This window comes from Lentisalinibacter salinarum (genome assembly GCF_040706555.1).
Classification (GTDB): Bacteria; Pseudomonadota; Gammaproteobacteria; order Steroidobacterales; family Woeseiaceae; genus Lentisalinibacter; species Lentisalinibacter salinarum.
Genome location: NZ_JAPDRH010000001.1, coordinates 595,478 through 618,984 on the forward strand (window position 1 = coordinate 595,478; position 23,507 = coordinate 618,984).

At 70.6% G+C, this 23,507-nt stretch carries 23 protein-coding genes and 1 riboswitch; of the genes, 13 read left to right on the plus strand and 10 right to left on the minus strand.

Going from position 1 to position 23,507, the window contains the following annotated elements; genetic code table 11:
* The first annotated feature begins 6 nt into the window (after window positions 1-6).
* Window positions 7-954 carry a regulatory signaling modulator protein AmpE gene (gene ampE, locus ACJMKZ_RS02540; protein WP_405231625.1) on the plus strand — a complete coding sequence of 316 codons (948 nt, stop codon included), beginning with the start codon at window positions 7-9 and terminating at the stop codon, window positions 952-954.
* On the plus strand, window positions 951-1,814 hold the full coding sequence (locus ACJMKZ_RS02545) for a cobalamin-binding protein (protein ID WP_405231626.1): 864 nt from the start codon (window positions 951-953) through the stop codon (window positions 1,812-1,814). Before ampE ends, ACJMKZ_RS02545 begins: the two co-directional genes overlap by 4 nt.
* Before the next feature lie 26 nt (window positions 1,815-1,840).
* On the opposite strand, the gene ACJMKZ_RS02550 is transcribed toward ACJMKZ_RS02545, so the two are convergent.
* Both ACJMKZ_RS02550 and ACJMKZ_RS02555 read right to left on the minus strand, forming a co-directional pair.
* On the minus strand, window positions 1,841-2,404 hold the full coding sequence (locus ACJMKZ_RS02550) for a cob(I)yrinic acid a,c-diamide adenosyltransferase (RefSeq protein ID WP_405231627.1): 564 nt from the start codon (window positions 2,402-2,404) through the stop codon (window positions 1,841-1,843).
* 27 nt (window positions 2,405-2,431) lie between these two features.
* Complete coding sequence (locus ACJMKZ_RS02555) at window positions 2,432-4,285, minus strand: TonB-dependent receptor domain-containing protein (protein WP_405231628.1); 1,854 nt, start codon at window positions 4,283-4,285, stop codon at window positions 2,432-2,434.
* A gap of 106 nt (window positions 4,286-4,391) precedes the next feature.
* A riboswitch (cobalamin riboswitch) is annotated at window positions 4,392-4,637 on the minus strand.
* A 91-nt stretch (window positions 4,638-4,728) separates the two neighbouring features.
* On the opposite strand from ACJMKZ_RS02555, the gene ACJMKZ_RS02560 reads away from it, so the two are divergent.
* Window positions 4,729-5,532, plus strand: a complete 804-nt coding sequence (locus ACJMKZ_RS02560) for an inositol monophosphatase family protein (protein WP_405231629.1) — start codon at window positions 4,729-4,731, stop codon at window positions 5,530-5,532.
* Here ACJMKZ_RS02560 and ACJMKZ_RS02565 read toward each other — a convergent pair.
* The 7 genes from ACJMKZ_RS02565 to ACJMKZ_RS02595 all read right to left on the minus strand — a co-directional run bounded on the left by ACJMKZ_RS02565 (window position 5,506) and on the right by ACJMKZ_RS02595 (window position 13,122).
* Window positions 5,506-6,324 (minus strand): ABC transporter ATP-binding protein, encoded by an 819-nt coding sequence (locus tag ACJMKZ_RS02565; RefSeq protein ID WP_405231630.1) that lies wholly within the window; start codon window positions 6,322-6,324, stop codon window positions 5,506-5,508. The two genes, ACJMKZ_RS02560 and ACJMKZ_RS02565, sit on opposite strands and share 27 nt — an antisense overlap.
* A 23-nt stretch (window positions 6,325-6,347) precedes the next feature.
* A complete protein-coding gene (locus tag ACJMKZ_RS02570) occupies window positions 6,348-7,139 on the minus strand; it encodes a hypothetical protein (protein ID WP_405231631.1) in 792 nt (263 codons plus the stop codon).
* A 465-nt stretch (window positions 7,140-7,604) separates the two neighbouring features.
* Complete coding sequence (locus ACJMKZ_RS02575) at window positions 7,605-9,527, minus strand: amidohydrolase family protein (protein ID WP_405231632.1); 1,923 nt, start codon at window positions 9,525-9,527, stop codon at window positions 7,605-7,607.
* On the minus strand, window positions 9,508-9,699 hold the full coding sequence (locus ACJMKZ_RS02580; protein ID WP_405231633.1) for a CPXCG motif-containing cysteine-rich protein: 192 nt from the start codon (window positions 9,697-9,699) through the stop codon (window positions 9,508-9,510). Before ACJMKZ_RS02580 ends, ACJMKZ_RS02575 begins: the two co-directional genes overlap by 20 nt.
* Window positions 9,696-10,388 carry a pyridoxamine 5'-phosphate oxidase gene (pdxH, locus tag ACJMKZ_RS02585; protein WP_405231634.1) on the minus strand — a complete coding sequence of 231 codons (693 nt, stop codon included), beginning with the start codon at window positions 10,386-10,388 and terminating at the stop codon, window positions 9,696-9,698. The genes ACJMKZ_RS02580 and pdxH overlap by 4 nt, the downstream gene beginning before the upstream one ends.
* 9 nt (window positions 10,389-10,397) lie before the next feature.
* The gene (locus ACJMKZ_RS02590) at window positions 10,398-11,993 is read right to left on the minus strand and encodes a gamma-glutamyltransferase family protein (protein ID WP_405231635.1); all 1,596 of its coding nucleotides are present in this window, start codon (window positions 11,991-11,993) and stop codon (window positions 10,398-10,400) included.
* A gap of 19 nt (window positions 11,994-12,012) precedes the next feature.
* Complete coding sequence (locus tag ACJMKZ_RS02595; RefSeq protein WP_405231636.1) at window positions 12,013-13,122, minus strand: S-(hydroxymethyl)glutathione dehydrogenase/class III alcohol dehydrogenase; 1,110 nt, start codon at window positions 13,120-13,122, stop codon at window positions 12,013-12,015.
* A gap of 178 nt (window positions 13,123-13,300) precedes the next feature.
* Between ACJMKZ_RS02595 and ACJMKZ_RS02600 the strand changes: the two genes are divergently transcribed.
* From ACJMKZ_RS02600 to ACJMKZ_RS02625, 6 genes are all read left to right on the plus strand, one after another.
* A complete protein-coding gene (locus ACJMKZ_RS02600) occupies window positions 13,301-13,879 on the plus strand; it encodes a hypothetical protein (protein WP_405231637.1) in 579 nt (192 codons plus the stop codon).
* A 147-nt stretch (window positions 13,880-14,026) separates the two neighbouring features.
* Entirely contained in the window at window positions 14,027-15,151 is a 1,125-nt protein-coding gene (locus tag ACJMKZ_RS02605) for a prephenate dehydrogenase/arogenate dehydrogenase family protein (RefSeq protein ID WP_405231638.1), read from the plus strand.
* Window positions 15,132-16,220, plus strand: a complete 1,089-nt coding sequence (locus ACJMKZ_RS02610; protein ID WP_405231639.1) for a GGDEF domain-containing protein — start codon at window positions 15,132-15,134, stop codon at window positions 16,218-16,220. The genes ACJMKZ_RS02605 and ACJMKZ_RS02610 overlap by 20 nt, the downstream gene beginning before the upstream one ends.
* Before the next feature lie 134 nt (window positions 16,221-16,354).
* Entirely contained in the window at window positions 16,355-17,422 is a 1,068-nt protein-coding gene (locus ACJMKZ_RS02615; protein ID WP_405231640.1) for an extracellular solute-binding protein, read from the plus strand.
* The gene (locus ACJMKZ_RS02620; RefSeq protein WP_405231641.1) at window positions 17,419-19,044 is read left to right on the plus strand and encodes an ABC transporter permease; all 1,626 of its coding nucleotides are present in this window, start codon (window positions 17,419-17,421) and stop codon (window positions 19,042-19,044) included. The genes ACJMKZ_RS02615 and ACJMKZ_RS02620 overlap by 4 nt, the downstream gene beginning before the upstream one ends.
* Complete coding sequence (locus ACJMKZ_RS02625) at window positions 19,045-20,145, plus strand: ABC transporter ATP-binding protein (protein WP_405231642.1); 1,101 nt, start codon at window positions 19,045-19,047, stop codon at window positions 20,143-20,145. It abuts the gene before it with no gap.
* Here the strand turns inward: ACJMKZ_RS02625 and ACJMKZ_RS02630 are convergent.
* Complete coding sequence (locus ACJMKZ_RS02630) at window positions 20,087-21,061, minus strand: FecCD family ABC transporter permease (protein WP_405231643.1); 975 nt, start codon at window positions 21,059-21,061, stop codon at window positions 20,087-20,089. The genes ACJMKZ_RS02625 and ACJMKZ_RS02630 overlap by 59 nt on opposite strands.
* A 63-nt stretch (window positions 21,062-21,124) precedes the next feature.
* On the opposite strand from ACJMKZ_RS02630, the gene ACJMKZ_RS02635 reads away from it, so the two are divergent.
* From ACJMKZ_RS02635 to erpA, 4 genes are all read left to right on the plus strand, one after another.
* Window positions 21,125-21,706 (plus strand): RNA pyrophosphohydrolase, encoded by a 582-nt coding sequence (locus ACJMKZ_RS02635; protein ID WP_405231644.1) that lies wholly within the window; start codon window positions 21,125-21,127, stop codon window positions 21,704-21,706.
* Between the two features lie 155 nt (window positions 21,707-21,861).
* Window positions 21,862-22,563, plus strand: coding sequence for a DUF6776 family protein (locus tag ACJMKZ_RS02640; protein WP_405231645.1), 702 nt, complete (start codon window positions 21,862-21,864; stop codon window positions 22,561-22,563).
* Window positions 22,564-22,584: 21 nt separating this feature from the next.
* Window positions 22,585-23,040 carry a bactofilin family protein gene (locus ACJMKZ_RS02645; protein WP_405231646.1) on the plus strand — a complete coding sequence of 152 codons (456 nt, stop codon included), beginning with the start codon at window positions 22,585-22,587 and terminating at the stop codon, window positions 23,038-23,040.
* A 59-nt stretch (window positions 23,041-23,099) separates the two neighbouring features.
* Window positions 23,100-23,474, plus strand: a complete 375-nt coding sequence (erpA, locus tag ACJMKZ_RS02650; protein WP_405231647.1) for an iron-sulfur cluster insertion protein ErpA — start codon at window positions 23,100-23,102, stop codon at window positions 23,472-23,474.
* Window positions 23,475-23,507: the final 33 nt, after the last annotated feature.

Below are 23,507 nucleotides of genomic sequence, written 5' to 3' on the forward strand. Positions count from 1 at the left end.
TTGCCCATGAAGCTGATTGCCCTGTTCATCGCCATCGTCCTGGAGCGACTGGCGACCCAGCTGTTCCATCTGCGCGAGCTGCGCTGGCTGGACGGGCTGTTCGATTTCGGGCTGCGGCTGGCGCAACGCTTCGATGCCATACCGAAGCTGCTCGGCGTGGCCGCAACGGTCCTGTTGGTGGCCTCGCCGATCATCCTCCTGCGCATCGGCCTCGGCGACGTGCTGCTCGGACTGCCTTATCTGGCCCTGTCCGTGGTCGTCCTGTTCTTTTCGCTCGGGCCCCAGGACATCGGCGAAGAGGTCGACCGCTGGTGCAACGCCATCCAGGCCGGCGACGACGAGGAGGCACGCAGGCTGGCCCACGCGCTGGTCGAGCACCGGGCTGCCGGGGAAGACGTCTCCAGCGGTTTCGCAGTGCAGGAGGCCGTGTGCGTGCAGGCGAACAACCGCATGTTCGCCGTGCTGTTCTGGTTCGTCGTGCTCGGCCCGGTGGGTGCCTGGCTGTTCCGGGTCGCGGATCTGCTGCGGCGCCGGGCCGTGTTCCAGGCGGAGCGGCTCGCGGCGGCGGGCGCGGCGGAGGGGGCCGACGAGGCGGCCCTGGCCGACCAGGCTGCTGCCGCCGCCGCCCGCGAGGCCACCGAACAGGTGCACGCTGCTCTCGCCTGGCTGCCCGCGCGGCTGACCGCACTCGGCTACGCGCTCACCGGCAGCTTCGACACCGCCCGCCAGGCGTGGGCGGGCCTCGGCATAGAACGGGTCACGCTCGGGCTCGGCAACGAACGCCTGCTGGCCCGCGTGGGTCTCGGCGCCATGGCGCTCACGCCGGTCGACGGCGAGAGCGAGCAGCAGCGTCAGACCCGCGGTGCGCGCGCGGCCAAGACGCTGGTGTTCCGCACGCTGGTCTTCTGGCTGGTAGCCATCGCGGCCCTGACACTGGCCGGCGCCGCCATTTGATCCGCCTGGCGCTGATCCTGTTCGCCGCGTCCGTCGGCGCTGCGGCGGACCCGGCCGACGACCTCGCCGAACAGCCGGCCGGCCCGCCGGCGCGGGTGGTCACGCTGGCGCCGCACCTGGCCGAGCTGGTGTTCGCCGCCGGCGCCGGGGAGCGCCTGGCGGGAGTCACGGCCTACACGGACTATCCGCCCGCTGCCGCCTCACTGCCGCGCATCGGCGATGCGTTTCGCGTGGACATGGAACGCATCGCGGTGATCGATCCGGATCTCATCCTGGCCTGGGAAGGCGGTACGCCGGAGGCGCTGACCGACAGGCTGCGAGGACTCGGCTACACCGTGATGGTGGTCCGCACCCGCAGCGTGGCAGACGTGGCCGCCGCCATCCGGGACCTCGGCGAGCGGCTGGGCACGGCGGAGACGGCGGATCGCGCGGCCGCGGAATTCCTGCGGGCGCTCGAGTTGGCGGTGTCCGGCCACGACGACGCACGACCGCTCAGGGTCTTCTATCAGGTGGCGAGCCGGCCGCTGTACACGGTGAACGGCGGCCACTACATCAGCGAACTCATCCGCCTGTGCGGGGGGAGTAACGTCTTCTCGGACCTGGACGAACTCGCGCCGGTCGTCACCGTGGAGTCGGTGCTGTCCCGGGACCCGGAGGTGATCCTGGCACCGGCGGGAGAGACCGGCGTGCTGGAACGCTGGCGGGCGTGGCAGTCCCTCGCCGCGGTGCGGGCGGGCAACCTGCGCACCGTCCCGCCGGATACGCTGGCCCGGCCGTCGCCGCGGCTGGTGCAGGGCGCCGCGGATATCTGCGCCGCCATCGAAGCATCCCGCCGGGAGCTATCCGCAGCGGCGCCCTGAGCGGGCGCGTCAGCCTTCCGACCGGGTCAGGCTGCGCCGCCGCTGCGGCCGCTCTTCCACAGCACCTCGGTGCCGTCCTCCGCGCGGGCGAGGATGCGCGCGATCACGAACAGCAGGTCCGAGAGGCGATTGAGATAGCGCAGCGAATCCGGGTTGATGGCTTCCTCGCGGCCGAGCGTGCTCACCCGGCGCTCGGCGCGCCGGCAGACCGTGCGTGCCAGGTGGCAGGCGGCGGCGCCCGGCCCGCCGCCGGGCAGGATGAAATCCTTCAGCGCCGGCAGGCCCTCGTTGTAGCCGTCCAGGGCCTGCTCCAGCCGGGTGACGTAGTCCGGCGTGATCGCCAGGTGGCCCGGGATGCAGAGTTCGCCGCCCAGATCGAACAGCTCGTGCTGCACCCGCTCCAGGCAGTCGCGGACGTCGTCCGGCACCGCATCCGTCGCCAGCACCATGCCGATGCAGCTGTTGGCCTCGTCCACCGTCCCGTAGGCCTCCACCCGGGGTGAGTCCTTGGCCGTGCGGCTGCCGTCGCCGAGGCCCGTGGTGCCGTCGTCGCCGGTGCGCGTATAGATCTTGGTCAGGCGATTGCCCATGTCGACTCCTTGTCGGTGGCCGGCGCTTCAGCGCCAGGCGTAGCCCAGTTCCAGATAACCGCTGCGGCCTGCCATGTTGAAGCCGGCCGCCGTCTCGTAGTCCCGGTCGAGCAGGTTCTCGACGCGGCCGGTGAGGCGCCAGGATTCGCTCAGCCGGAAGCGCGCGTTCACGTTCGTCAGCAGGTAGCCGCTCATCGTCTCGCCGCCCACGCCGGCCCGGTCGCCGTTCGCCACCAGGGACAGCCCGAGCGTATGCCGGCCGATATCGCGGCTCGCCGTCAGGCTCACGCTCTTCTCGGCCCGGCGCAGCAGCCGTTCGTCGGTGGCGCCGTCGCGCGCCTGCTGGCGCACGGCGGAGACACGCATCTCCCAGTCCTCCCAGCGCCTGTCCCAGGATACCTGCAGGCCGCGAATCTCGGCGGTATCGATGTTGCGCAGGCGGAAGGCGGCCAGGTCGAACTCGATCAGGTCGTCGATGTCCTTGTGATAGAACTCCACGCTGACCCGCGAGTCCGGTGCGGGCGCGTAACGCAGCACCAGCTGGGCCTCGCGGGCGGTCTCCGGCTCCAGGTCGGGATTGCCGCCGAAACCGAAGCGGTCCGTGGCGTCCGGCGCCCGGTAGGCGGTGCCGATGCCGGCCGACACCCGCCAGCGCGGGTTGATGCGATAGCCGTATTCGGCGTTCCAGGTGGACTGGCCGCCGAAGTCGCTGTGATCGGTGTAGCGGGCGGCGAGCTGCACTTCGTGGTCGCCCTGCCGGATAAGATCCTGCAGGAACAGCGCACGCACGCTCGTGTCTTCGTCGAAACCCAGCCCGAAGGACAGCGCGCTCGCGTCCTCCTCCACGAGGTAGGCACCGGCCATGAGCGTGTGACCATGCCACGAAGGGAAGGTGTGCTGCAGGTCCAGGGTACTGCGTTCCGACTCGACGAAGTCGGGCGCCTGGTTCTGCTCGATCTCGTCGCGCAGGTGGCTCAGGATCACCCGCGCGTCCCCCAGCCCGCCGATCGGGGTAGCCACTTCCAGCGCGGAGACGGCGTTCAGGTAGTCCTGGTCCACCGGGATGCGGAAGAAGTCGGAGTACTCCGTGGTGCCGGTAGCCTGCCAGTGACGCAGGGTGACTGCGGCCGGACCGAGGGACATGCCGGCGTGGGCGTTGGCGGAGAAGTTGTCGTAGCCGCGGTCGTTGTCGTCGTCCCGGTAGGTGGGGAAGCCGTTCGTCTCCGACCAGTCCAGGTTCAGACCCAGGTCGACGGCGCCGGCCCGGCGGCCGAGTGACGTCTGTATCTGGCGGGTGTCGAAGCTGCCGCTGCGCACGGCGGTCTCGCTGCGCTCGCGGCCGCCGCGGGTGATGATGTTGATCACGCCGCCGATCGCGTCCGTGCCGTACAGGGAGGAGCGAACGCCTTTCACGATCTCGATGCGCTGGATGACCGAGGGCGCCAGATTCTGCAAAGGCGCCGCGCCGATCGTGCCCGGGTTTATGCGTACGCCGTCGATCAGCACCAGTGCGTGATTGCTCTCGGAGCCGCGCACGAACACCGCTGCCGCCTGGCCGGGCCCGCCGGTGCGGGCCACGTCGAGGCCGGCCTCGAAACGCAGCAGGTCCAGCACGTCCGTGGCCAGGGAGCGCTCGATCTGCTCGCGGGTGATCACGGTGACCGGCACCAGGGACTCGGAAGCCGGGATCGGCGTGCGCGTCGCGGTGACGATCAGCGTGTCGAGACCGGCCGGCGAATTAGATCTGGCCGACGAGCTCGTCCAGGCCGCCGCACCGTCCGACTGCGCCTGGGCCGCGGCTGCCGCCGCGGCCAGCATCGCGACCACGGTCACCGCCATGGCCGCGCCCAGTCGCGTGACCGTCCGAGAAGATTCGTTCATTGCTGTCCCCCGCGTGCCCGCCGCACGTCTTCGTTCGTATTCCGCGGCCGGGAAGGGGAGAGAGTCGGGTCGATGGGTTACATCGGTCCGGCCTGCGCCCTCCGCGCCGCCACCATGACACCAGGCCGGTCTCCGGGCTGACGAGCGGGCCGTCATGGCCCTGGACGGAGCACCTTCCCGTGAGTCGCCTCACAGTGGCTTCGGAGCCGGGAACCGGTCCGACGCTTCGTCCTTCACTCGATCACCGTTGCGGGGGCAGCGCCGGAATCGGCCGCCCGGATCAGGGCGGCACCACCGGCTTCCCGTTCGTCTGCAGCGCCGCTGCAGACTCACCTGGTGTTCGCGCTCGATTCTCGGGGCCCGTGCATGGGGTGTCAAGACGACGCGGCAACAGCTTTGCCGCATTGGCGTAGAATGCGGCCGTCGCGGAGACGGGCCGGGCGATGGCACATTCGGAAAGACTGGAGACGGCGCTGGCCGCCGCCCGAGCGGCGGCCGAGGTGATCCGTCATTACTACGATCACTACGGCGAGGACATCGAGGTGCGCTCGAAGTCCGACCGCTCGCCGGTGACCGACGCGGACGTCGAGGCCGAGCGCACTATCCGCCGCGTTATCGCCGAGCGCTACCCGGACCACGGCTTCTATGGCGAGGAGACCGGCCGCGCCGACCGGGACTCGCCATTCCTGTGGCTGGTGGATCCGATCGACGGCACCAAGAGTTTCGTCCGCCGCTATCCCTTCTTCTCCACGCAGATCGCGCTGATGGAAGACGGCGAACTCGTCCTCGGCGTCTCCAGCGCGCCGGCCTTCGGCGAGCTGGCCTGGGCGGAGCGGGGGCAGGGCGCCTGGCTGGACGGGGCGCCCGTCCGCGTCAGCGGCGTCGCGACGCTGGAAGACGCCGCGGTGTCGGGCGGTAACCTGCGCAGCCTGGCGCTGAGCGCGCGCTGGCCTGCCTGGGGCGAGGTGGTCGCGAGGGCCGACCGCATCCGCGGTTACGGCGACTTCTACCACTACCACCTGCTCGCCTCCGGGCGCATCGATGCCGTGGTCGAGTCCGACGTGAACATCCTCGATATCGCGGCGCTGGCGGTCATCGTGCGCGAGGCGGGCGGCATCTTCACGGACCTGGCCGGGGGGCCGCCGGGGCTGGCCACCACCACCGTACTGGCCGCCAATCCGTCCCTGCACCCCGTGCTGCGGGGGATGCTGGAGTGGCCCTCAGGGCCGGGCGGCGGGGCCGGCTGAGCCGTCCGGGACGAAGAGTCGTCCGCCGCGCCAGTCCACCGCCGACATCGGGGTGCGGTAGAGGCGGCTGAGGCTGTCGGCATTCAGCACGGCGTCCGTATCCCCCAGCTCCCAGCCGCCCTCACCGTCCAGCAACAGGCAGCGGTCGGCGTAACGGGCCGCCAGGTTGACGTCGTGCAGACTGACCACGGCGGCCGCGCCGGCGGCGACCCGCTCGCGGATCACGTCCAGCGTCAGCAGCTGGTGCTGGGGGTCGAGGTGGTTGGTGGGCTCGTCCAGCAGGAACAGCTCGGGCCGCTGGCTCAGGGTCTGGGCGATGGCCAGCCGGCGCCGCTCGCCGCCCGACAGGGTGGTGGTGTCCCGGTCGGCGAGGCCCGCGAGGCCGACCCGCTCCAGTTCCGTCAGTGCAATCCGCCGGTCCGCCTCGCTCTCCCAGCGCCAGCGGCCGATGTGCGGGTGCCGGCCGATCAGCGCCTCCTCGAGCACGGTGCTGGGGAACAGGTCCTCCTGGTCCTGGGGCAGCAGCGCGAGCCGGCGGGCCAGGTCGGGTCGGCGCCACTCGCCAGCGGGTCGGCCGAAGTAGCGGATGTCTCCGGCCCGGGGCGGCCGCAGCCCGGCGAGGGTCTCCAGGGTCATCGTCTTGCCGCTGCCGTTGCAGCCGAGCACCGCGACGAACTCGCCCGGGGCCAGCCGGAGATCCAGCGCTCGCACCAGCAGCCGGCCGGGCACCGACACGTCGAGCGCGGCGGCTGTCAGGGAGTAGATCGGCTCCGATGTGCGGCCCGGGTCCATGGGCGGCCATGATAACCCGCGACTCAGCGGATCAGCCCGATCTCCGCCGCCGTGAGGGGGCCGATGGTCGTGCGTCCCAGATTTGCCGGGATGCGCGCCTCGGTGGGTGAGACCGCGATGCGCCCGGCCATGATCTCGGCGCGGGACTGGGGGTACAGCGGCACGCGGTCGGGATCGGCCAGGCCCGCTGGCAGCAGGGGCAGCGACGTCGCCGGGTCGTACTTGTCCGTGGCGCCGAGGGTGTGCAGCAACTCGTGGGTGATGACCACCCCGTTGGCGCCCCGCATCGCGCGGCTGGCGAACGCGTTGATGACGCCCACCAGTCCTTTCTCGAGCCCCAGGGAGGGGTCCAGCACCACCTCGTCATCCGGCGCGAAGTAACGGACGAAGAGCTTGATGTCGGGCTCGGGCACGCCGTCGTCCCGGGTGGCCCGCCATGACCACCACCGCAGCTGCAGGCTCCAGGCCGCGACCTGCAGTACGTTGGCCTCCTCCGGCGGCCGGGGCGGCCCCTCGTCCATCGTCGGACCCAGGGTGATGTCGAGGGTCCTGGCCGGCCGTCTGCCGTAGCGCTCGGCCTCGGACTGGAGATACCGCTCGATCGGCTCGAAGTCTCTTTCTTCCAGCCCTTCGATCCAGGCGGCCGCGGCGTCGCTGCCGTCGCCGTTCACCGGATAGAGGTTCACGTACAGGGTGTCGTCCCAGTCCGTGGTGGCCGCACGGCTGATCCACGCGCCCGCCGCGACGAACAGCAGCACGTAGAGCAGGAGCGCGATGCGCAGTTTGCGGAAGACGGTGGATCGGGCCTTGTGCATCGGCATGGGCATCGGCAGCGGTATGGTCGGCGTCCGTGGCCGCTCATCATGCCCGGAAAAGAAAAACCCCGCAGCAAGAGCGAACGGGGTCAACAGGACTTCTTCTTATTGTTGTCAGGTAGGCTGATTCTTCGGGCCAGACAAGCGTTTCTTCTTCTGGTTATTGTTTTTTTGCGTGTTGTTCTTGTTCTCGTTCTTGTTGTTGTTGTGACTTGTCTTCTGGCTTGTGAATCCTTGTTGGTAGGGTTCTCGTTTGACCTCCCGAATCAGTTACCTTTTCGCTTGGGCAGAGCTTGCTAAAGCAAGGGCTGTGCCAGCCATCGAATTCTCTTTGCCTTTCAGCCAATTGTTCCCCGTTGTTGACAAACGACAGCCACGGGCCGGACGGTTTCGTAAAGAAAATCGACGCGCCGGCAGGCGGCTGCCGGGCCGTGGTTCTGCGTGCCGGCCAGCAAAAACGGGCGCTTAGCGCGGGACTGGCGGGTATCGCCAGCTCTCACCGCTCGAGTCCGTTATGTCAAAACTGTCGCCGATCGGCGACAGTAGCTCAGAATCGCCTGATTTTGTCAAATTATCCGACACTTCCGCCGGCGAAGCCGGGTCCGGGGCGGCGGTCAGGCCGGCCGGGGTGAAGAAGCGGCCGCCGGTGACCACCGCCCGCACCTCGGCGGCGTCGGCGGCGGTCCGCAACGGGTCGCCTGCGACCAGCAGCAGGTCCGCCCGGTGGCCCGGCTCCAGGCGGCCCCGGCTGTCCTCCAGGCCCACCAGGCGGGCGGCCTCGACGGTGTGGCGGCGCAGAGCCTCGTACGCGCTGGCTCCCTGCCGCTGCAGTCGTCGGAGCTGTTCGCGGACGCTGCACGGGCCCGGGTTGCCGGGGCGGTCGGCGATCCGCCTGGCGCCGGCGGCGGCCAGCAGTCGGCGCACGTCTTCGTAGCGGCGGCCGGCGGGGGAGGTCGGCAGCTGGCTGCCGACGCCCAGCAGCGAGGCGCCCGCCTCGAGATCCGGATACAGGCGATCGGTGATCACCGTGGCTCCGGCTGCCCGCGCCTCCCGGATGCGCTCCAGTCTCCGGGCCCGGTCCCGGATCCCGCGCACGTCCACCAGTCCGCCGTCGGGCGCCTGTCCGGAGACGAGCGTCGGCCCCGGCACGGCGCCCGAATTCCACCCGTCCGGCGGCGACGGACGATCCGCGGCCGGGGAAGGCAGGTCCACCACGGTGGTGACGCCGCAGCCGAGCAGCAACGGGCCGTCTTCGGCGCGGACGCCGTCGGCGAGCCCCAGCTGGAGCAGGCCGGGCAGCAGGACGGCATCCGGGAATTCGAGCACGTCCACGCCGTCCCGCTGACGCCGCTCGCTCACCTCGACGATGCGGTCGTCCTCGACGACGACGTCGACGCCTTCCCGGTAGGCCGGGCCGCTGCCGTCGAACACCCGGCCTGCGCGTATCACGTAGCGCCCGTGATGCAGCAGCGGCGTGTCGCCGTCGAGATCCGAGCGGATGCCGGGCGGCCCGGCCGGCGATATCCAGGCCGTCCAGGCCACTTCCGTTCCGCGCAGCTCGCCGAACACCCGGGTGCGGATGCGGCCATCGGCGGTGTATGCGAGGCGATTCCGGGCGAGCCACTCCACGGGGCGGCGGAAGAAGTCCTCGTCCCGTGCCAGCGCCTTCGCCACCGCGGGGTCGGACAGGATCACGGCGGTGAGCTGCGTGCCCTCCGGCGGTTCCTCCACCAGGACGACGACGCTGTCGTCGGGCCGGATCGACGGCGCGGACAGCCGGTGCCCTGCCGCGTAGACGAGACGGGGCGCGGCCGCGCGGTCGCGCAGCCAGAGTTCCCAGCGACCGGCGGTGCGGGTGATCCAGGCCGTCAGTCGGCCGCTGGACGAGACGGTCGGGTCCAGTTCGTCGGTGCCCGGCGTACGGGTCAGCGTGCTGACCGTGCCGTCGGTGACGTCGACCGCATAAAGATCTGCCGACCCGGCGCGGTCCGAGCTGAAGATCACGCGCCGGCCGTCCGGATACCAGTGCGGCGCCGTGTCCCGGCCCTCGCCGTCCGTCAGCGGCCGGGCCGAGCCGTCGGGCTCCACCAGCCACAGTCTGCGCGCGGTGCCGTCGTCGCCCTCCGCGACGATGGTGCCGTCGCCGCGCATGTCCGGGCGGCGCAGCGCCAGCTCGGGGCCGGTCAATGGCTCGGCCATGCCGCCGCGGCGGTCCAGGCGCCAGAGCCGGTCGTAGAGATCGAAAACCAGGGCGCGGCCGTCGGCGGACGCGGTCACCGCGATGTTGGTGCCTTCGCTGACGCCCAGCTCCACCGCTGCGACCGGCACGGCGGCCACCATGCCGGCGAGCAGCGGGAGCAGGGTCCGCTTAAGACGATCGCTCGGCACGGACGTCGCTGAGTTCCCCGTCATCGACTTCGAACGCGATCTCGATCGGCTGGCAGCAGACCTGGCAGTCTTCCACGTAACCCTGTCCGCCGGCAGACAGGTCGAATTCCACGCTGATGGTCTCCCAGCACCAGGGGCAGGTGATGTCCCGGTTCTCGAGCCAGGCGGTCATGGCTGCAGCCTCGTGGATTGCCAGTCGCCCGTCTGGAAACTGTGCTCCGAATCGCGGGTCAGCCGGCGCTCCCAGAGCGCCCGGTCGTGGATGCGCGACGCGCCCTCGGTCCACAGCTCCACCCGCGATGCCCACAGCCGGAAGCCGCCCCAGTGTGCCGGCCGCGGGATGCCGGGCTCGTCGCCCGGCGGCACGGAGACGCCGAGTTCGCCGGCCCGCGCGTGCAGCTGCTCCAGCAGTGCCTCGCGGGAGGCCATGGGTTCGCTCTGGTCGCTGGCCCAGGCGCCGAGCTGGCTGCCGCGGGGGCGGCCGGCGAAGTAGGCATCGCTCTCTTCCGCCGGCGATCTTATGGCCACGCCCTCGATGCGCACCTGCCGTCCCAGTCCGTCCCAGTGGAACAGCGCGCCCACCCGCGAGTTCGCCGCGATCTCCCGGGCCTTGCGCGACTGGTAATTCGTGTAGAACACGAGGTAACCCGGGTCGGCCACGAATTCCTTGCAGAGCACCACCCGGGCCGTGGGCTGCGTCTCGCGCCCGACGGTGGTGATCACGAGTGCGTTCGGGTTCGGCTGCAGCGCCCGTTCGGTGGCCTCGGCCAGCCAGGCGGCGGCCACCGGCATCGGATCGTCTGGCAGCGGCGTGGGCAGCAGGCCTTCCGCCGTCAGGAATGTGGTGTCTGTCGCGGTCATGGCGGGGCGCTATTCTGCGGCATCGCCTGCGGCGGGGCCAGAGTCCGTGGCAGGGGGCGTGGCAAGTGGCGAGGCGCGTCCGAGGCATACGCCGCCCGCCCGCCGCGGATCGGCGGCGATCTCGAAGCCGCGGCGCTCGTCGTGCAGCACCGCGCCGACGCCGCCGAAGTACATGCTGAGCCCGTCGAAAGTGCGCACGGGCAGCCCGACGTCGGGCATGGGCAATCCGGGCTCGCAGGCCACCCGATCGCCGTCGTCGCGGATCTCCACGTGCAGCCGCGGATGCGCGACCGCGGCATCCAGTCCCAAGCCGAGGCGAAAGAAGTTGACGAGTACCTGGCACAGCGCGGTCGTGATGCGGCCCGCGCCGGGCGTGCCGATGGCCAGCACGCGGCCGTCGCTGCGAGCGGTGGTCGGGGCCATGTTGGAGGGCAGCCGGGTGCCCGCCGGGCCGCACACGAGGCCGCGCCGGTTCAGCTCGATCTCGCCGAGACAATTGTTCAGCCACAGCCCCGTGCCGGGCGGCATTTCCCCGGAACCGTAGCCGGAGGAGACGGTGATGGCGCACGCGAGTCCCTGCGCGTCGACCGCCGACGTGTGCACCGTGGAGCCCGACTCGCGCAACGCCGGCAACCGGCCCAGCTCCCCCCGCCGCGCGGCGGCCAGCAGCGCCTCGCCCTCGCCCGCCGGGTCCTCGGCCAGGTCCAGGCGCTCGCGGCGCCAGGTGAGCGCGCCGTGCATCGCCGCGATCAGGCGGGCGACGGTCTTTTCCGTCCAGTCGTCCAGGGTCTCGTGGTCGAGTTGCTCCAGCATGGCGCCGAGCACCGCGCCGCCGATGGCGGGCGGCGGATTGGTGGCGATATCCCAGCCGCCGGTGCGGATGGTGAGCGCCGGCCGCAGGATGGGACGGTAGGCGGCCATGTCCGCCAGCGTCAGCGCGCCTTCGCCAGCGCGCACGTGCTGCACGATGGCTTGCGCAAGCTCGCCCTCATAGAACGCCCGCACCCCGTCGCGGGCGATCAGCTCGAGGCTGTCGGCGAGATGGGGCACGTGCACGGTGTCGCCGGGCGCGAGCAGCCTGCCGTCGTCGTCGTGGATGGCGGCGCGGGAGTCCGGCGAGCGGCTGAAGACGACGTCGCCGGAGTATTCCAGGTAATGGTGGCAGGCCGAGGCGAGCGGGAAGCCCGCCCGCGCGGCGCGGATACTCGGCTCCAACAGCGCCGCCCACGGCAGCCTGCCGTAGCGCCGGGAAGCCTCGGCCAGCGCGGCCGGCGTGCCCGGCACGGCCACCGAGCCCGGGCCGATGACGGTCTCGAGCCCGCCGCCGTAGTCCATGGCCACGCGAATGCCGCCCCGGCCCGGGGCGTCGGCGGCCAGGCCGCGGCCGGGCATCTCGACGTAGCCGTCGATGGTGACCGGATCGCCGTCCGGCGGCCACACCACGGCATAGCCGCCGCCGGCCAGCGCACACACACCGGGCTGGGTGTTGGTGGATGCCATCGACGCGGCCACCGCCGCATCCACGGCGTTGCCGCCGTCCTCTATGACCGCCAGCGCCGCCTCGGCGGCGAGGGGCGAGGTCGTGGCGACGGCGACTTCCGACATGCGGGCGTACCGCGGCCGGTCAGAAATGGATGACCGTGCGGATGCTCTTGCCCTCGTGCATGAGGTCGAAGGCCTGGTTGATGTCCTCCAGCGGCATGGTGTGGGTGATGAACTCGTCCACCCGGATCTCGCCGTGCAGGTACTGATCCACCATCCCCGGCAACTGGCTGCGTCCCTTCGTGCCGCCGAAGGCGGTGCCGCGCCAGACGCGCCCCGTCACCAGCTGGAAGGGGCGGGTGGAGATCTCCTCCCCGGCGCCGGCGACGCCGACGATCACCGACTCGCCCCAGCCCTTGTGGCAGCACTCCAGCGCGGCGCGCATGAGCTGCACGTTGCCGACGCACTCGAAGGAATAGTCCACGCCGCCGTCGGTCAGATCCACGATGACTTCCTGGATGGGCGCGTCGTATTCCTTCGGGTTCACCGTGTCGGTGGCGCCGAGCTGGCGCGCGAGCTCGAATTTGTCCGGGTTCACGTCGATGGCGACGATGCGGCCCGCCCGTGCCATGACCGCTCCCTGGATCACCGACAGGCCCACCCCGCCGAGTCCGAACACCGCCACCGTCGCACCCGGCTCCACCTTCGCCGTGTTCAGCACGGCGCCGATGCCCGTGGTGATGCCGCAGCCGAGCAGGCAGACCTTCTCCAGCGGCGCCTCGGGGCTGATCTTCGCCACGGCGATCTCCGGCAGCACGGTGTATTCGCTGAAGGTCGAGGTGCCCATGTAGTGGAAGATCGTCTTGCCGTCCTTCGAGAAGCGCGACGTGCCGTCGGGCATCAGGCCCTGGCCCTGGGTCGCGCGGATCGCCTGGCAGAGGTTGGTCTTGCCCGACGTGCAGAAGCTGCACTCGCCGCACTCGGGCGTGTACAGGGGGATCACGTGGTCGCCCGGTTTGACGCTGGTCACGCCGGCACCGATCTCTTCCACGACGGCGCCGCCCTCGTGCCCGAGGATGGCGGGGAAAAGACCCTCCGGGTCGGCGCCCGACAGCGTGTAGGCGTCGGTGTGGCAGACCCCGGTGGCGACGTTCCTCAGCAATACCTCGCCGTCCTTCGGGCCGGCCAGGTCGATGGTCTCGATCTCGAGGGGTTTGCCTGCTTCCCAGGCCACGGCTGCGCGGGTCTTCATCGCCACTTCTCCCGGTGTATTTATCGTCTATTTACTGCAGGGAATCGGAAAACGGGGATGGCCGAATAGTCGCACGATAGCGGTGCAGCCGCCACTGGCCGCGGACGCCCCGCGTTCAGGGCCCGTTCATGCCGTCTGGTCGAAACTGTGCCCGAACCCGCCGCAAAGGAGGCGCATCATGGAAAGCAGGATCCTTACCCGTTTCGCAGGCGTTGCGGCGCTCGCCGCAGGCCTCGCGCTCGCGGGTCCGGCCGGCGCCGGAGGCGTGAACCAGCCCGGCACGGCAGTCGATGCCGCCTGGCAGGTCGAGAAGCCGCATCGCGTCGCGCACGACCGGTTGCCGGTCCACCGCACGAGCGATTTCGGTTTCTTCTACCGGGACCGGGACGGCTTCTTCTTCGGCTACGACCCCCGCGATGGGCGCCGCTGGTATCGTGACCTGCGGCGTCAGTACTACTACGACCGGTACTACGATCACCGCAAACGCCGCTGGGCGCACGACCGTCGCCACTACCGGGACTGGTACCGGCGCTACTATCGTCAGTACGACGACCATCGTGACTATCGTGACCGTCGCTACTACCGGGACTACCGTGACCGCCGCGACTGGGACGACCGTCGCCACGACCGCCGCCACGACCATCGTCGTGATCATGGCCGCGACAAGAAGCACGAGCGCCGGCGCGGCCACAGCGACGAGCATCGTCGCGGGCGCGGTAACGACGACCATCGACGGCGCGGCCGCGGCCGGGACTGACCCGCCGGCTGCCGCACCGGTTGCATTCGTAACTGCTGCCTCACTGCTGCTGCACCGCTTCGGCCCGCCACGCGCGGGCCTTTTTTTGTTGCCCGCCGCTGCCCGGCTTAGTACAAAGGCGGGGTTCTTGCAGATTGCGGGCAGATAATGGATCTTGACGAATTGCGTGCGCGGCTATCCGCCGTGGACCGGGAACTGATGGAGCGGGTTGCGGAGAGGCAGCGCATCGTCGACGAGATCGGCCGCAGCAAGTTGACCACCGGTCGCGCCACGCGCGACTTCCGGCGCGAGAAGGAAGTGATCGACATGGGCCGCCGCCAGGCCGAGGAGCTGGGTGTGGACCCGGCCCTGGCGGAGTCGCTGCTGACCCTGCTGATCCGCTCGTCGCTCACCCACCAGGAGCAGGCACGGGTCACCGCGGAGGGCCGCGGCGACGGCCGCCGGGTGCTGGTGATCGGCGGCTCGGGCAAGATGGGCGGCTGGCTCGTCGGCTTCTTCGCCTCCCAGGGCTTCGACGTCACGATCGCCGACCCCGGTCCCACCGATCTGCCAGTGGACTACTACGCGGACTGGCGCGAGGCCGGCACGGACTACGACATTATCGCGGTGGCCGCCCCGCTCGCGCGCAGCGCGGAGATCCTGGCCGGGCTGGCCGAGCTCGAGCCCCCGGGCCTGATCTTCGACGTCGGCTCGCTTAAGAGCCCGCTGAAAGAGCCGTTGCAGGCGCTGGCGCGCGCCGGTTGCCGGGTCACCTCCCTGCATCCCATGTTCGGGCCGGATACCCGCCTGCTCTCAGGGCGTCACGTGATCTTCTGCGACGTCGGCGTGCCGGAGGCCACGGCCGAGGCCCGGGGGCTGTTCGCCGCCACCATGGCCGAGCGCATCGACATGGACCTGGAGGATCACGACCGGCTCATCGCCTACGTGCTGGGTCTGTCGCACGCCCTGAATATCGCATTCTTCACGGCGCTGGCGGAGAGCGGCGAGGCGGCGCCCCGGCTCTCGACCATGTCCAGTACCACTTTCGACGCCCAGCTCGACGTCTCGGCCCGGGTGGCGGAGGACAACCCCAATCTCTATTTCGAGATCCAGCGCCTGAACGAGTTCGGGCTCGAGCCGCTGGACGCGCTGTGCCAGTCGGCGGAGCGTATCCGCGAGCTGGTGCGCTCCGGCGACGAGGCGGGATTCGTACGCCTCATGCGCCGGGGACGCGAATACCTCGCCAGCCGGTCGATGCCCGATGGAGGTAACCGTGAGCAGCCCGGAGGATGAACTCCGCCGCCTGCGCGGGCAGCTGGCCCGTATGACCGAAGAGGCGGCCAACAACGAGGCCATACTGCGCCGTTCCCGCGAGCGGGAGCTCGCGCTGCTGAACGCGGAGAATCTGCCGGAGCTGTTCCTGCGTCTCACCCGCGGGCTGCGGCAGAGCTTCGACCTGCCTCACGTTTCGGTGCTGCTGTGCGACCCCGACCACGAGGTGCGCCATCTGCTGATCGCGGCGGGTACCAGCCCGGAGGAATTGGCGGACGTGGTACTGGTCGATGCGCTCACCGGCATCGCGCCTCACTACACGACGCTGCGCGGGCCCTGGCTCGGACCCTACAGCGCGGCGGACCATCAGCTCATCTTCGGCCGCGGCACGGCGCCGGCCAGCATCGCGCTGATCCCGCTGGAGCGGCAGGGCCGGCTGATGGGCAGCCTGAATTTCGGCAGCGCCGATCCCGGCCGCTACACCCGCAGCCACGGCACGGAGTTCCTCGGCCATCTCGGTGTCATCGCCTCGTTCGCGCTCGAGAATGCGGTGAACCGCGCCCGGCTGCTGCGCAGCGGCATCACGGACGTTCTGACCGGCTGGCACAACCGGCGTTATCTGCAGACCCGGCTGCGCGAGGAGCTGGCGCGGTCTCGCCGGGACGGCTCGCCGCTCACGCTGCTCCTGATCGACATCGATCACTTCAAGCGGGTGAACGACAGTCACGGCCACCTGGCCGGCGACCTCGTGCTGACGGAGGTGGCCCAGCGCATCGAGTCCCGTATCAGGGCGAGCGACGTCGCCGCCCGCTACGGCGGCGAGGAGTTCGTGCTGCTGCTGCCCGACACCGACGCCGTGGCCGGGCGCAGCCTGGCGGAGCGCCTGCGCGCCGCGGTGGCCGAGCGGCCCGTCGCGCTCGCCGACGGCACGGCGCTCGAGCTGACCATCTCGGCGGGGCTCGCCACGGTGACCCCCTCGCGGGCGGACGAAGATCTGAAGACGCTGGCGGAGAGCCTGCTCGCGCGGGCCGACGTCGCGCTCTACGAGGCCAAGTCCGCCGGCCGCGACCGGGTGGCCGCGGCGGGCTGAGCCCGGTCCGGCGGCCGCCCCGTGACCTGAGGGCCGCTGTCTGTGATAATGAGAACCATTATCAATTGATGTGTTCGATGACAACTGTCTTCGGCAACCGGGTATCAACCTCAGGGCAAGAACGGAGTGTTTTCATGAATTTCACGGAACGGCTCAGGACCACCGCATGCATCATCACCGGCGCTGTGCTGGCAGCGGCCTGCGGCGGCGGCGAGCCGGAATCGGCCGCGGCGGACCAGGCGGCGGGCCCGGCGCCTGTCCAGGCGGACAGGGTGGTGGTCTACTCGGCGCGGGCCGAGCACCTCATCAAGCCCATCTTCGACCGTTACACGGAGGAGACCGGCGTGGAGGTGGCCTACACCACCGACAAGGAACAGCCGCTCATCCAGCGGCTGCTGGCGGAGGGCGAGAATACCGACGCCGACGTGCTGCTGACGGTGGACGCGGGCAACCTCTGGTACGCGGCCGAGCAGGGCGTGCTGCGCCCGGTCGAGTCGCAGGTCCTCGAGCAGAATGTCCCGGATCATCTGCAGGACCCGCAGAACCGCTGGTTCGCGCTCTCGGTCCGGGCGCGCACCATCGTGTACTCCACGGAGCGGGTGGACCCGCAGTCCCTGGCGGGTTATGCCGACCTCGCAGACGACGACTGGCGGGGCCGGCTCTGCCTGCGGACGTCGAAGAAGGTCTACAACCAGTCGCTGGTCGCCATGCTCATCGCCCGCCACGGCGAGGAGCGCACCGAGGAGATCGTGCGCGGCTGGGTGGACAACCTGGCCACGGACGTCTTCTCCAACGACACCAAGCTCATGGAGGCCATCCTGGCCGGCCAGTGTGACGTGGGCGTCGTCAACACTTACTACTTCGGCCGGCTGCAGAAGGAGCGCGGCGCGGATCTGGCAATGGCGCTGCACTGGCCGTCCGGCGAGACCGGCGGCGTGCACATCAACGTCTCCGGCGGCGGTGTGACGAAGCATGCGCCACGCCCGCAGGCGGCCGTCGCCCTGCTCGAGTGGCTGTCCTCGCCGGCGGCGCAGGAGATGTTCGCGGGCCTGAACCTCGAGTTCCCCGCCAACCCGGACGTGCCCGCCGATCCGCTGGTCGCCGCGTGGGGCGAGTTCGAGGCCAGCGACATGCCGGTGGCGCAGGCCGGCGAGTTGCAGGCGGCCGCGGTCAAGCTGATGGACCGGGCCGGCTATCGTTGAGCGCTGACCGGCGGCCCGCCGCGGGCGGCCGCGGCTGGATCGTCGTCGCGGGTCTCATCGCGGCGATGACGGCCACGCCGCTGGCCGTCGCCGTCGCGTCGCTGTTCTCGCCCGACCAGACGATCTGGGCCCACCTGGCCGAGCACGTGCTGCCGCGGGTGCTGGTGAACACCCTCTGGCTCGTGCTCTCCGTCTCCGCGCTCACTGCGCTCATCGGCGCCAGCCTCGCCTGGCTGACCGCCGCCTGCGAGTTCCCGGGCCGGCGCTTCTTCAACTGGGCCCTGCTGCTGCCGCTGGCGGTGCCCGGCTACGTGCTCGCCTTCGCTCTCGCCGGCCTGTTCGAATACACGGGCACCGTGCAGACGGCGCTGCGCGGCGCCTTCGGCGAAGGGGCGGGGCTGCCCGGGCTCGGCGCCCGCGGGGCCAGCATCCTGACGCTGACGCTCGCGCTGTTCCCCTACGTCTACCTGATCGCCCGCCATGCCTTCGCCACCCAGGGGGTGCGCGGGCTGGAGGTGGCCCAGTCGGTGGGAATGACGCCGGCCCAGGGCTTCCGGCGGGTGGCGCTGCCCATGGCGCGGCCCTGGATTGCCGCCGGCGTGGCGCTCGTGGCGATGGAGACCCTGGCGGATTTCGGCACGGTGAGCGTTTTCAACTACGACACCTTCACCACGGCCATATACCAGGCCTGGTTCTCCCTGTTCTCGCTGGACGCGGCGCTGCAGCTCGCCAGCGTGCTCGTGCTGCTGGTGGCGGTGGCGGTGGTCACCGAGCGCCGCTTCCGCGGCCGCGCCCGCTTCGAATCCGTGGGCAGCGGCGGCGGCCGCCGCCGGCTGCAGCTCGCGCCCCGCGCCGCCTGGCTGGCCACGGGTTACTGCAGCCTGGTCTTCCTGGTGGCGTTTGCGCTACCGGTGCTGCAGCTCGTCGCCTGGACGGTGCAGACCTTCGCGGCCGAGTTCGATCCCCGCTATCTCGCCTTCGCCGGCCGCAGCGTCTTCCTGGGCCTGGCGGCGGCCCTCGTGATCGTTACCCTGGCGCTGTTGCTGGCCTACGCCGTGCGCATGCGGCCGGGACCGCTCGCCGCCGGCTTCGCGCGGGCCGCCACCCTGGGCTACGCCATCCCGGGCGCGGTCCTGGCGGTCGGTTTCTTCGTGGCCGTCGTCGGGCTCGGCGACGGCATCACCGCCGCGGCCCGCGCGCTGCTCGGCGCCGGCGTCGCCCCCGTGGTGCTGACCGGCACGGTGGTGACCATGCTGCTCGCCTATGCGGCCCGCTTCCTGGCCGTGGGCCACGGGCCGGTGGAGAGCGCCATGCAGCGCATACGCCCCAGCCTCGACGACGCCGCCCGAGGCATGGGGGTGGCCGGGCTGAGGCTCCTCGGTCGGGTCCACGTGCCGATCCTCGGCACCGGCATCGCGACCGCCGCCCTGCTCGTTTTCGTCGACGTCATGAAAGAGCTGCCGATCACGCTGATGACCCGCCCGTTCGGCTGGGATACCCTCAGCGTCCGCGTGTTCCAGCTCACCTCGGAAGGGCACTGGGAACGCGCCTCGGTCTCCGCCCTGTCCATCGTGCTGGTCGGCCTGATCCCCGTGCTGCTGCTGAACCGTCGGAGCGGCTGAATGCTCACGATCGAACAACTGAGTCATGCCTACGGCGACCAGCCCGTGCTGGAGGGCGTCGACCTGGTGCTGGGACGCGGCCGCATCGGCTGCCTGCTCGGGCCGTCCGGCTGCGGCAAAACCACCGTGCTGCGCTGCATCGCCGGCTTCGAGCGGCCCGCCGGCGGGCGCATCATGGCGGCCGGCCGGGAGCTCTCGGGGCCGGGCGTGCACGTGCCGCCGGAGCGCCGGCGCATCGGGATGGTGTTCCAGGACTACGCCCTGATGCCGCACCTGGACGTCGCCGGCAACGTGGCCTTCGGCCTGGGCGCGCGGGGCGGTTCCCGCCAGCGGGACCGCGTGCGCGAGATGCTCGAACTGGTCGGGCTGCCGGGGCTGGAGGGCCGCTATCCCCACGAGCTGTCCGGCGGCCAGCAGCAGCGCGTCGCCCTGGCGCGGGCACTGGCGCCGGAGCCCGGCCTGCTGCTGATGGACGAGCCCTTCTCCAACCTCGATGCCGGCCTGCGCGAGCGTCTCGCCGCCGAGGTGCGCGACATCCTGAAGTCCGTCGGCACCACGGCGCTCATCGTCACCCACGACCACCAGGACGCGTTCTCCGTGGCCGACGACGTCGGCGTGCTCACCGCCGGGCGCCTGCTGCAGTGGGATACGGCCTACAACATCTATCACCGGCCGGCGGACCGATTCGTGGCCGGTTTCGTCGGCCAGGGTGTCTGGCTGCCCGGCGTGGTGCGCGGACCGGACAGGGTGGAGACCCCGGTGGCGACCGCGACCGGACGCATGACCGAGGCGCTGCCCGCCGGCACCGCGGTGGAGCTGCTGCTGCGCCCGGACGACGTCGTGCACGACGACGAGAGCGCCATGAAGGCCCGGGTGGTGAGCCGGCGTTTCCGCGGGCCGCAGTTCCTCTACGAACTCAGCACGGCCGACGGCAGTCGGCTGCTATCGGCCGTGCCGAGCCATCACGACCACGCGGTCGGCGAGATGATCGGCATCCGCATCGAGACCGACCACATGGTGGTGTTCCCGGCCGCGCAGGAGCCTAGCGCCGCTGGCGCCACATCAGCGCGAGAAACAGTGGCACGCCCAGCAGCGCCGTGAGCGTGCCCACCGGCAGCTGACGGGGCGCCATGGCCGTGCGCGCCAGCGTGTCGGCCACCACCAGCAGGCAGCCGCCGGCGATGGCGGCGGCCGGTATCACGCGACGATGTTCGCTGCCGGTCACCAGCCGGATCATGTGCGGCACCACGAGACCCACGAAGCCGATGGTCCCCGCCGCGGTGACGGCGACGGCGGTGAGCAGGGCCGCGCCGACGAAGATTGCGGCCTGCACCAGGGCGACCCGCTGGCCCAGGATGGCGGCCATGGTCTCGCCCCGGGCCAGCACGTTCAGCTCCCGCGCGGCTGCCAGCGCCAGCGCGGTGCCGACGGCCAGCACCACCAGCAGGGGTGCCGGCGCGTGGGCGAAGGAGAAGTCGCCCATCAGCCAGAACAGCATGCCGTGGATGCCCTGTTCCGGCGTCAGCGTGAGCAGCAGGCCGATGACCGCGGAGAGCCCCGAAGCCAGTACCACCCCGGTGAGCAGCAGCCGTGCCGGGGTCCAGCTGCCGCTGCCGTGGGCCACCAGGAACACGACCAGCATCGCGACGAGGGCGCCGGTGAAGGCGCCGGCGTCCACGGCCCAGGGCGCCAGCCCCACGGACAGGGCGGCCAGCGCCCCGACGGCGGCGCCGCCGGAGGTGCCGAGGATGTAGGGGTCGGCGAGGGGGTTGCGCAGCAGCACCTGCATCAGCACGCCGGCCAGCGCGAGCAGCCCGCCCACGGCGAAGGCGGACAGCGCGCGGGGCAGGCGCAGCTCCAGCACCAGGTCCCGTTCGCCGGGGCTGCCGCCGCCGGCCAGGATCTCCGCGATCCGCGCCAGCGGCAGCGATTCGCTGCCCGTCGCCAGCGCGGCCCCGAGACAGGCGAGCGCCAGCAGGAGCAGGCCGGGCAGCAGCAGCTTCTGCGCCAGGGTCATGACGCTTCCGGTCGCTGGTCCGGTATTCGCGATTGTGGAAGAATGACGGGCAAGAGGTTTTCCATGAATTCCGACAATATCGACGAGCACGGCTTCCGCGCGAACGTCGGCATCATACTGGCGAACGAGGCCGATCGTCTGCTGCTGGCCGGCCGCGCCGGGCGCAAGGGCTGGCAATTCCCGCAGGGCGGCATCGACAGCGGCGAGAGCGCGGAGGAGGCGATGTTCCGCGAACTGTACGAGGAGCTCGGCCTCGAGCGCCACGACGTGCAGGTGCTGGGCGCCACCCGGGACTGGATCCCCTACCGGCTGCCGGAGCGCTACGTGCGCCGCCGCGGCCAGGGCGACAATCCCGTCTGCATCGGCCAGAAGCAACGCTGGTTCCTGCTGCGCTTCGTCTCCGCGGAGGAGCGGCTGCGCCTCGATCTGAGCCACACGCCCGAATTCGATCGCTGGCGCTGGGTGGATTACTGGCGGCCGGTGAACGAGGTCATCTACTTCAAGCGCCGGGTCTATGCCCGGGCCCTGTTCGAACTGGCCACTCACCTGTTCCCGGAGGGGCCGCCGCCGCAGCCGCGCTGGTGGCCGCACCGCTGGCGGGCGGTGTTCACCAAGGACCTGCGCCGGGCCGGGTTCACGCCCTGAGGGTGTCGCCTCGAGCGCATCGCCGCCGCCCGCCGGATACAGCGCCGCCGGAGGGCCGGTGCGTGGCCGATCCGTGACATACCGCACTTCCGGGGGCGGCGGCTGCCGCGTACCATAGCCCCCCGTTTTGACAGAATCCCCCGACCCCGGACCCTATGCCGAACGCCTCTCCGATCCGCAGCCGTGTGCTCGCCGCCGTCGCTCTCGCGGCTATCCTCGGCGCCGGCTACCTGGTGTACGAGGCGGGCCGCCTGCACGCGGGCTACAACCGCCTTGAGGCCGCCCGCGAGCGGAACGACCTGACCGGGCGCATTGCGGCGCTGGAGGAAGAGGGGGCGGTGCTGCGCGAGGAGATCATCAAGCTGGAGACGCTGCGCAAGACGGACCAGGAGGCATACAAGGCCATCGACGAGGGTTTCCGCTCGCTGCAGGACAAGATCCAGGAACAGCGTGAGGCCATCGCGTTCTACCGCGGCATCATATCGCCGGCGGACTCCAGCAGCGGCCTGCGGGTGCAGGACTTCCAGGTATTGCGCGGCGCGGAGGAGTCCCGCTATCGTCTGCGACTGGTGCTCGTCCAGGTGAAACAGCATCACCAGCGCGTGTCGGGGACGGTGCGCCTCTCGGTGGACGGGGCGCGCGGCGGCGAGGCCGTCACCATCCCGTTCGGCCAGCTCGCCGCCGGGGACGACGACGCGCGCTGGGCTTTTTCGTTCCGGTATTTCCAGGATTTCGAGCGGGAGCTGGTATTGCCGGAAGGATTCGAGCCGGACCGCGTCAACGTCGAACTGATGCCGAGCGGCAGCGGCAACTCGGGCATCAAGCAGAGTTTTCCCTGGTCGACGAGCCCGGGATGAGCAGCCTTCACGGAGTAAGCCATGTTTGGACGTAAGAACAAGCGCCACACGACCATCGACACGCTCGTCGGCCCGAATTCACGGGTGCAGGGGGACCTGCACTTCGAGGGCGGCTGCCACGTGGACGGCACCGTCCAGGGCAACGTCAGCGCCGATTCCGAGAGTGATTCGGCGCTCAGCATCAGCGAGAACGGGACCATCGAGGGCAACGTGACCGTGCCCCACGTGGTGCTGAAGGGCACGGTGCGCGGTGACCTCGCCGCCAGCGAGCGGGTGGAACTCGGGCCCACGGCGCGGGTCATCGGTAATGTGTATTACAATCTGATCGAGATGGCCATCGGCGCGGAGATCAACGGCAAGCTGGTGCACGGCACGGAAAAGCGTGCGGGCCAGACCGCCGACGAGGACGACCGGGGCAGCAAGACCGGCGACACCGCGAAGATGCCGGCGCCCAAGATCGCCACGGGCGCCAAATAGGAATCGACAGGCAGAGACCGGCAGACAGGGCCCGTGTGCGGGCCCGGGGAAGCAGAACCATGGAAAACACGACGACGACGACACCTGAAGCCAACGAGATGCCGCCGCCGCCGCTGGTGTTCACCGACGCGGCCGCGCAGAAGGTGGGCGAGCTGATCCGTGAGGAAGACAATCCGGATCTCATGCTGCGCGTGTTCGTCTCCGGCGGGGGCTGCTCCGGCTTCCAGTACGGATTCACGTTCGACGAGAAATTGGAAGAGGGCGACACCCAGGTGGAGAACCAGGGCGTGACGCTGCTGGTGGACCCGATGAGCGTGCAGTACCTCATGGGCGCCGAGATCGACTACAAGGAAGACCTGGAAGGCGCCCAGTTCATCATCCGCAATCCGAACGCCCAGACCACCTGCGGCTGCGGGTCGTCGTTCTCCGTCTGACAGTCTGACGCCGCCTGAGCGGCGGCCGCCGGC

Bases quoted from the DNA above. Each gene is read 5' to 3' on its own strand.
- ampE (WP_405231625.1), top strand. From the start codon at position 7: ATGAAGCTGATTGCCCTGTTCATCGCCATCGTCCTGGAGCGACTGGCG.
- ACJMKZ_RS02550 (WP_405231627.1), bottom strand. From the start codon at position 2,404: ATGGGCAATCGCCTGACCAAGATCTATACGCGCACCGGCGACGACGGC.
- ACJMKZ_RS02555 (WP_405231628.1), bottom strand. From the start codon at position 4,285: ATGAACGAATCTTCTCGGACGGTCACGCGACTGGGCGCGGCCATGGCG.
- ACJMKZ_RS02560 (WP_405231629.1), top strand. From the start codon at position 4,729: ATGGCACATTCGGAAAGACTGGAGACGGCGCTGGCCGCCGCCCGAGCG.
- ACJMKZ_RS02565 (WP_405231630.1), bottom strand. From the start codon at position 6,324: ATGGACCCGGGCCGCACATCGGAGCCGATCTACTCCCTGACAGCCGCC.
- ACJMKZ_RS02570 (WP_405231631.1), bottom strand. From the start codon at position 7,139: ATGCACAAGGCCCGATCCACCGTCTTCCGCAAACTGCGCATCGCGCTC.
- ACJMKZ_RS02580 (WP_405231633.1), bottom strand. From the start codon at position 9,699: ATGACCGCCTGGCTCGAGAACCGGGACATCACCTGCCCCTGGTGCTGG.
- pdxH (WP_405231634.1), bottom strand. From the start codon at position 10,388: ATGACCGCGACAGACACCACATTCCTGACGGCGGAAGGCCTGCTGCCC.
- ACJMKZ_RS02590 (WP_405231635.1), bottom strand. From the start codon at position 11,993: ATGTCGGAAGTCGCCGTCGCCACGACCTCGCCCCTCGCCGCCGAGGCG.
- ACJMKZ_RS02595 (WP_405231636.1), bottom strand. From the start codon at position 13,122: ATGAAGACCCGCGCAGCCGTGGCCTGGGAAGCAGGCAAACCCCTCGAG.
- ACJMKZ_RS02600 (WP_405231637.1), top strand. From the start codon at position 13,301: ATGGAAAGCAGGATCCTTACCCGTTTCGCAGGCGTTGCGGCGCTCGCC.
- ACJMKZ_RS02605 (WP_405231638.1), top strand. From the start codon at position 14,027: ATGGATCTTGACGAATTGCGTGCGCGGCTATCCGCCGTGGACCGGGAA.
- ACJMKZ_RS02615 (WP_405231640.1), top strand. From the start codon at position 16,355: ATGAATTTCACGGAACGGCTCAGGACCACCGCATGCATCATCACCGGC.
- ACJMKZ_RS02625 (WP_405231642.1), top strand. From the start codon at position 19,045: ATGCTCACGATCGAACAACTGAGTCATGCCTACGGCGACCAGCCCGTG.
- ACJMKZ_RS02630 (WP_405231643.1), bottom strand. From the start codon at position 21,061: ATGACCCTGGCGCAGAAGCTGCTGCTGCCCGGCCTGCTCCTGCTGGCG.
- ACJMKZ_RS02635 (WP_405231644.1), top strand. From the start codon at position 21,125: ATGAATTCCGACAATATCGACGAGCACGGCTTCCGCGCGAACGTCGGC.
- ACJMKZ_RS02640 (WP_405231645.1), top strand. From the start codon at position 21,862: ATGCCGAACGCCTCTCCGATCCGCAGCCGTGTGCTCGCCGCCGTCGCT.
- ACJMKZ_RS02645 (WP_405231646.1), top strand. From the start codon at position 22,585: ATGTTTGGACGTAAGAACAAGCGCCACACGACCATCGACACGCTCGTC.
- erpA (WP_405231647.1), top strand. From the start codon at position 23,100: ATGGAAAACACGACGACGACGACACCTGAAGCCAACGAGATGCCGCCG.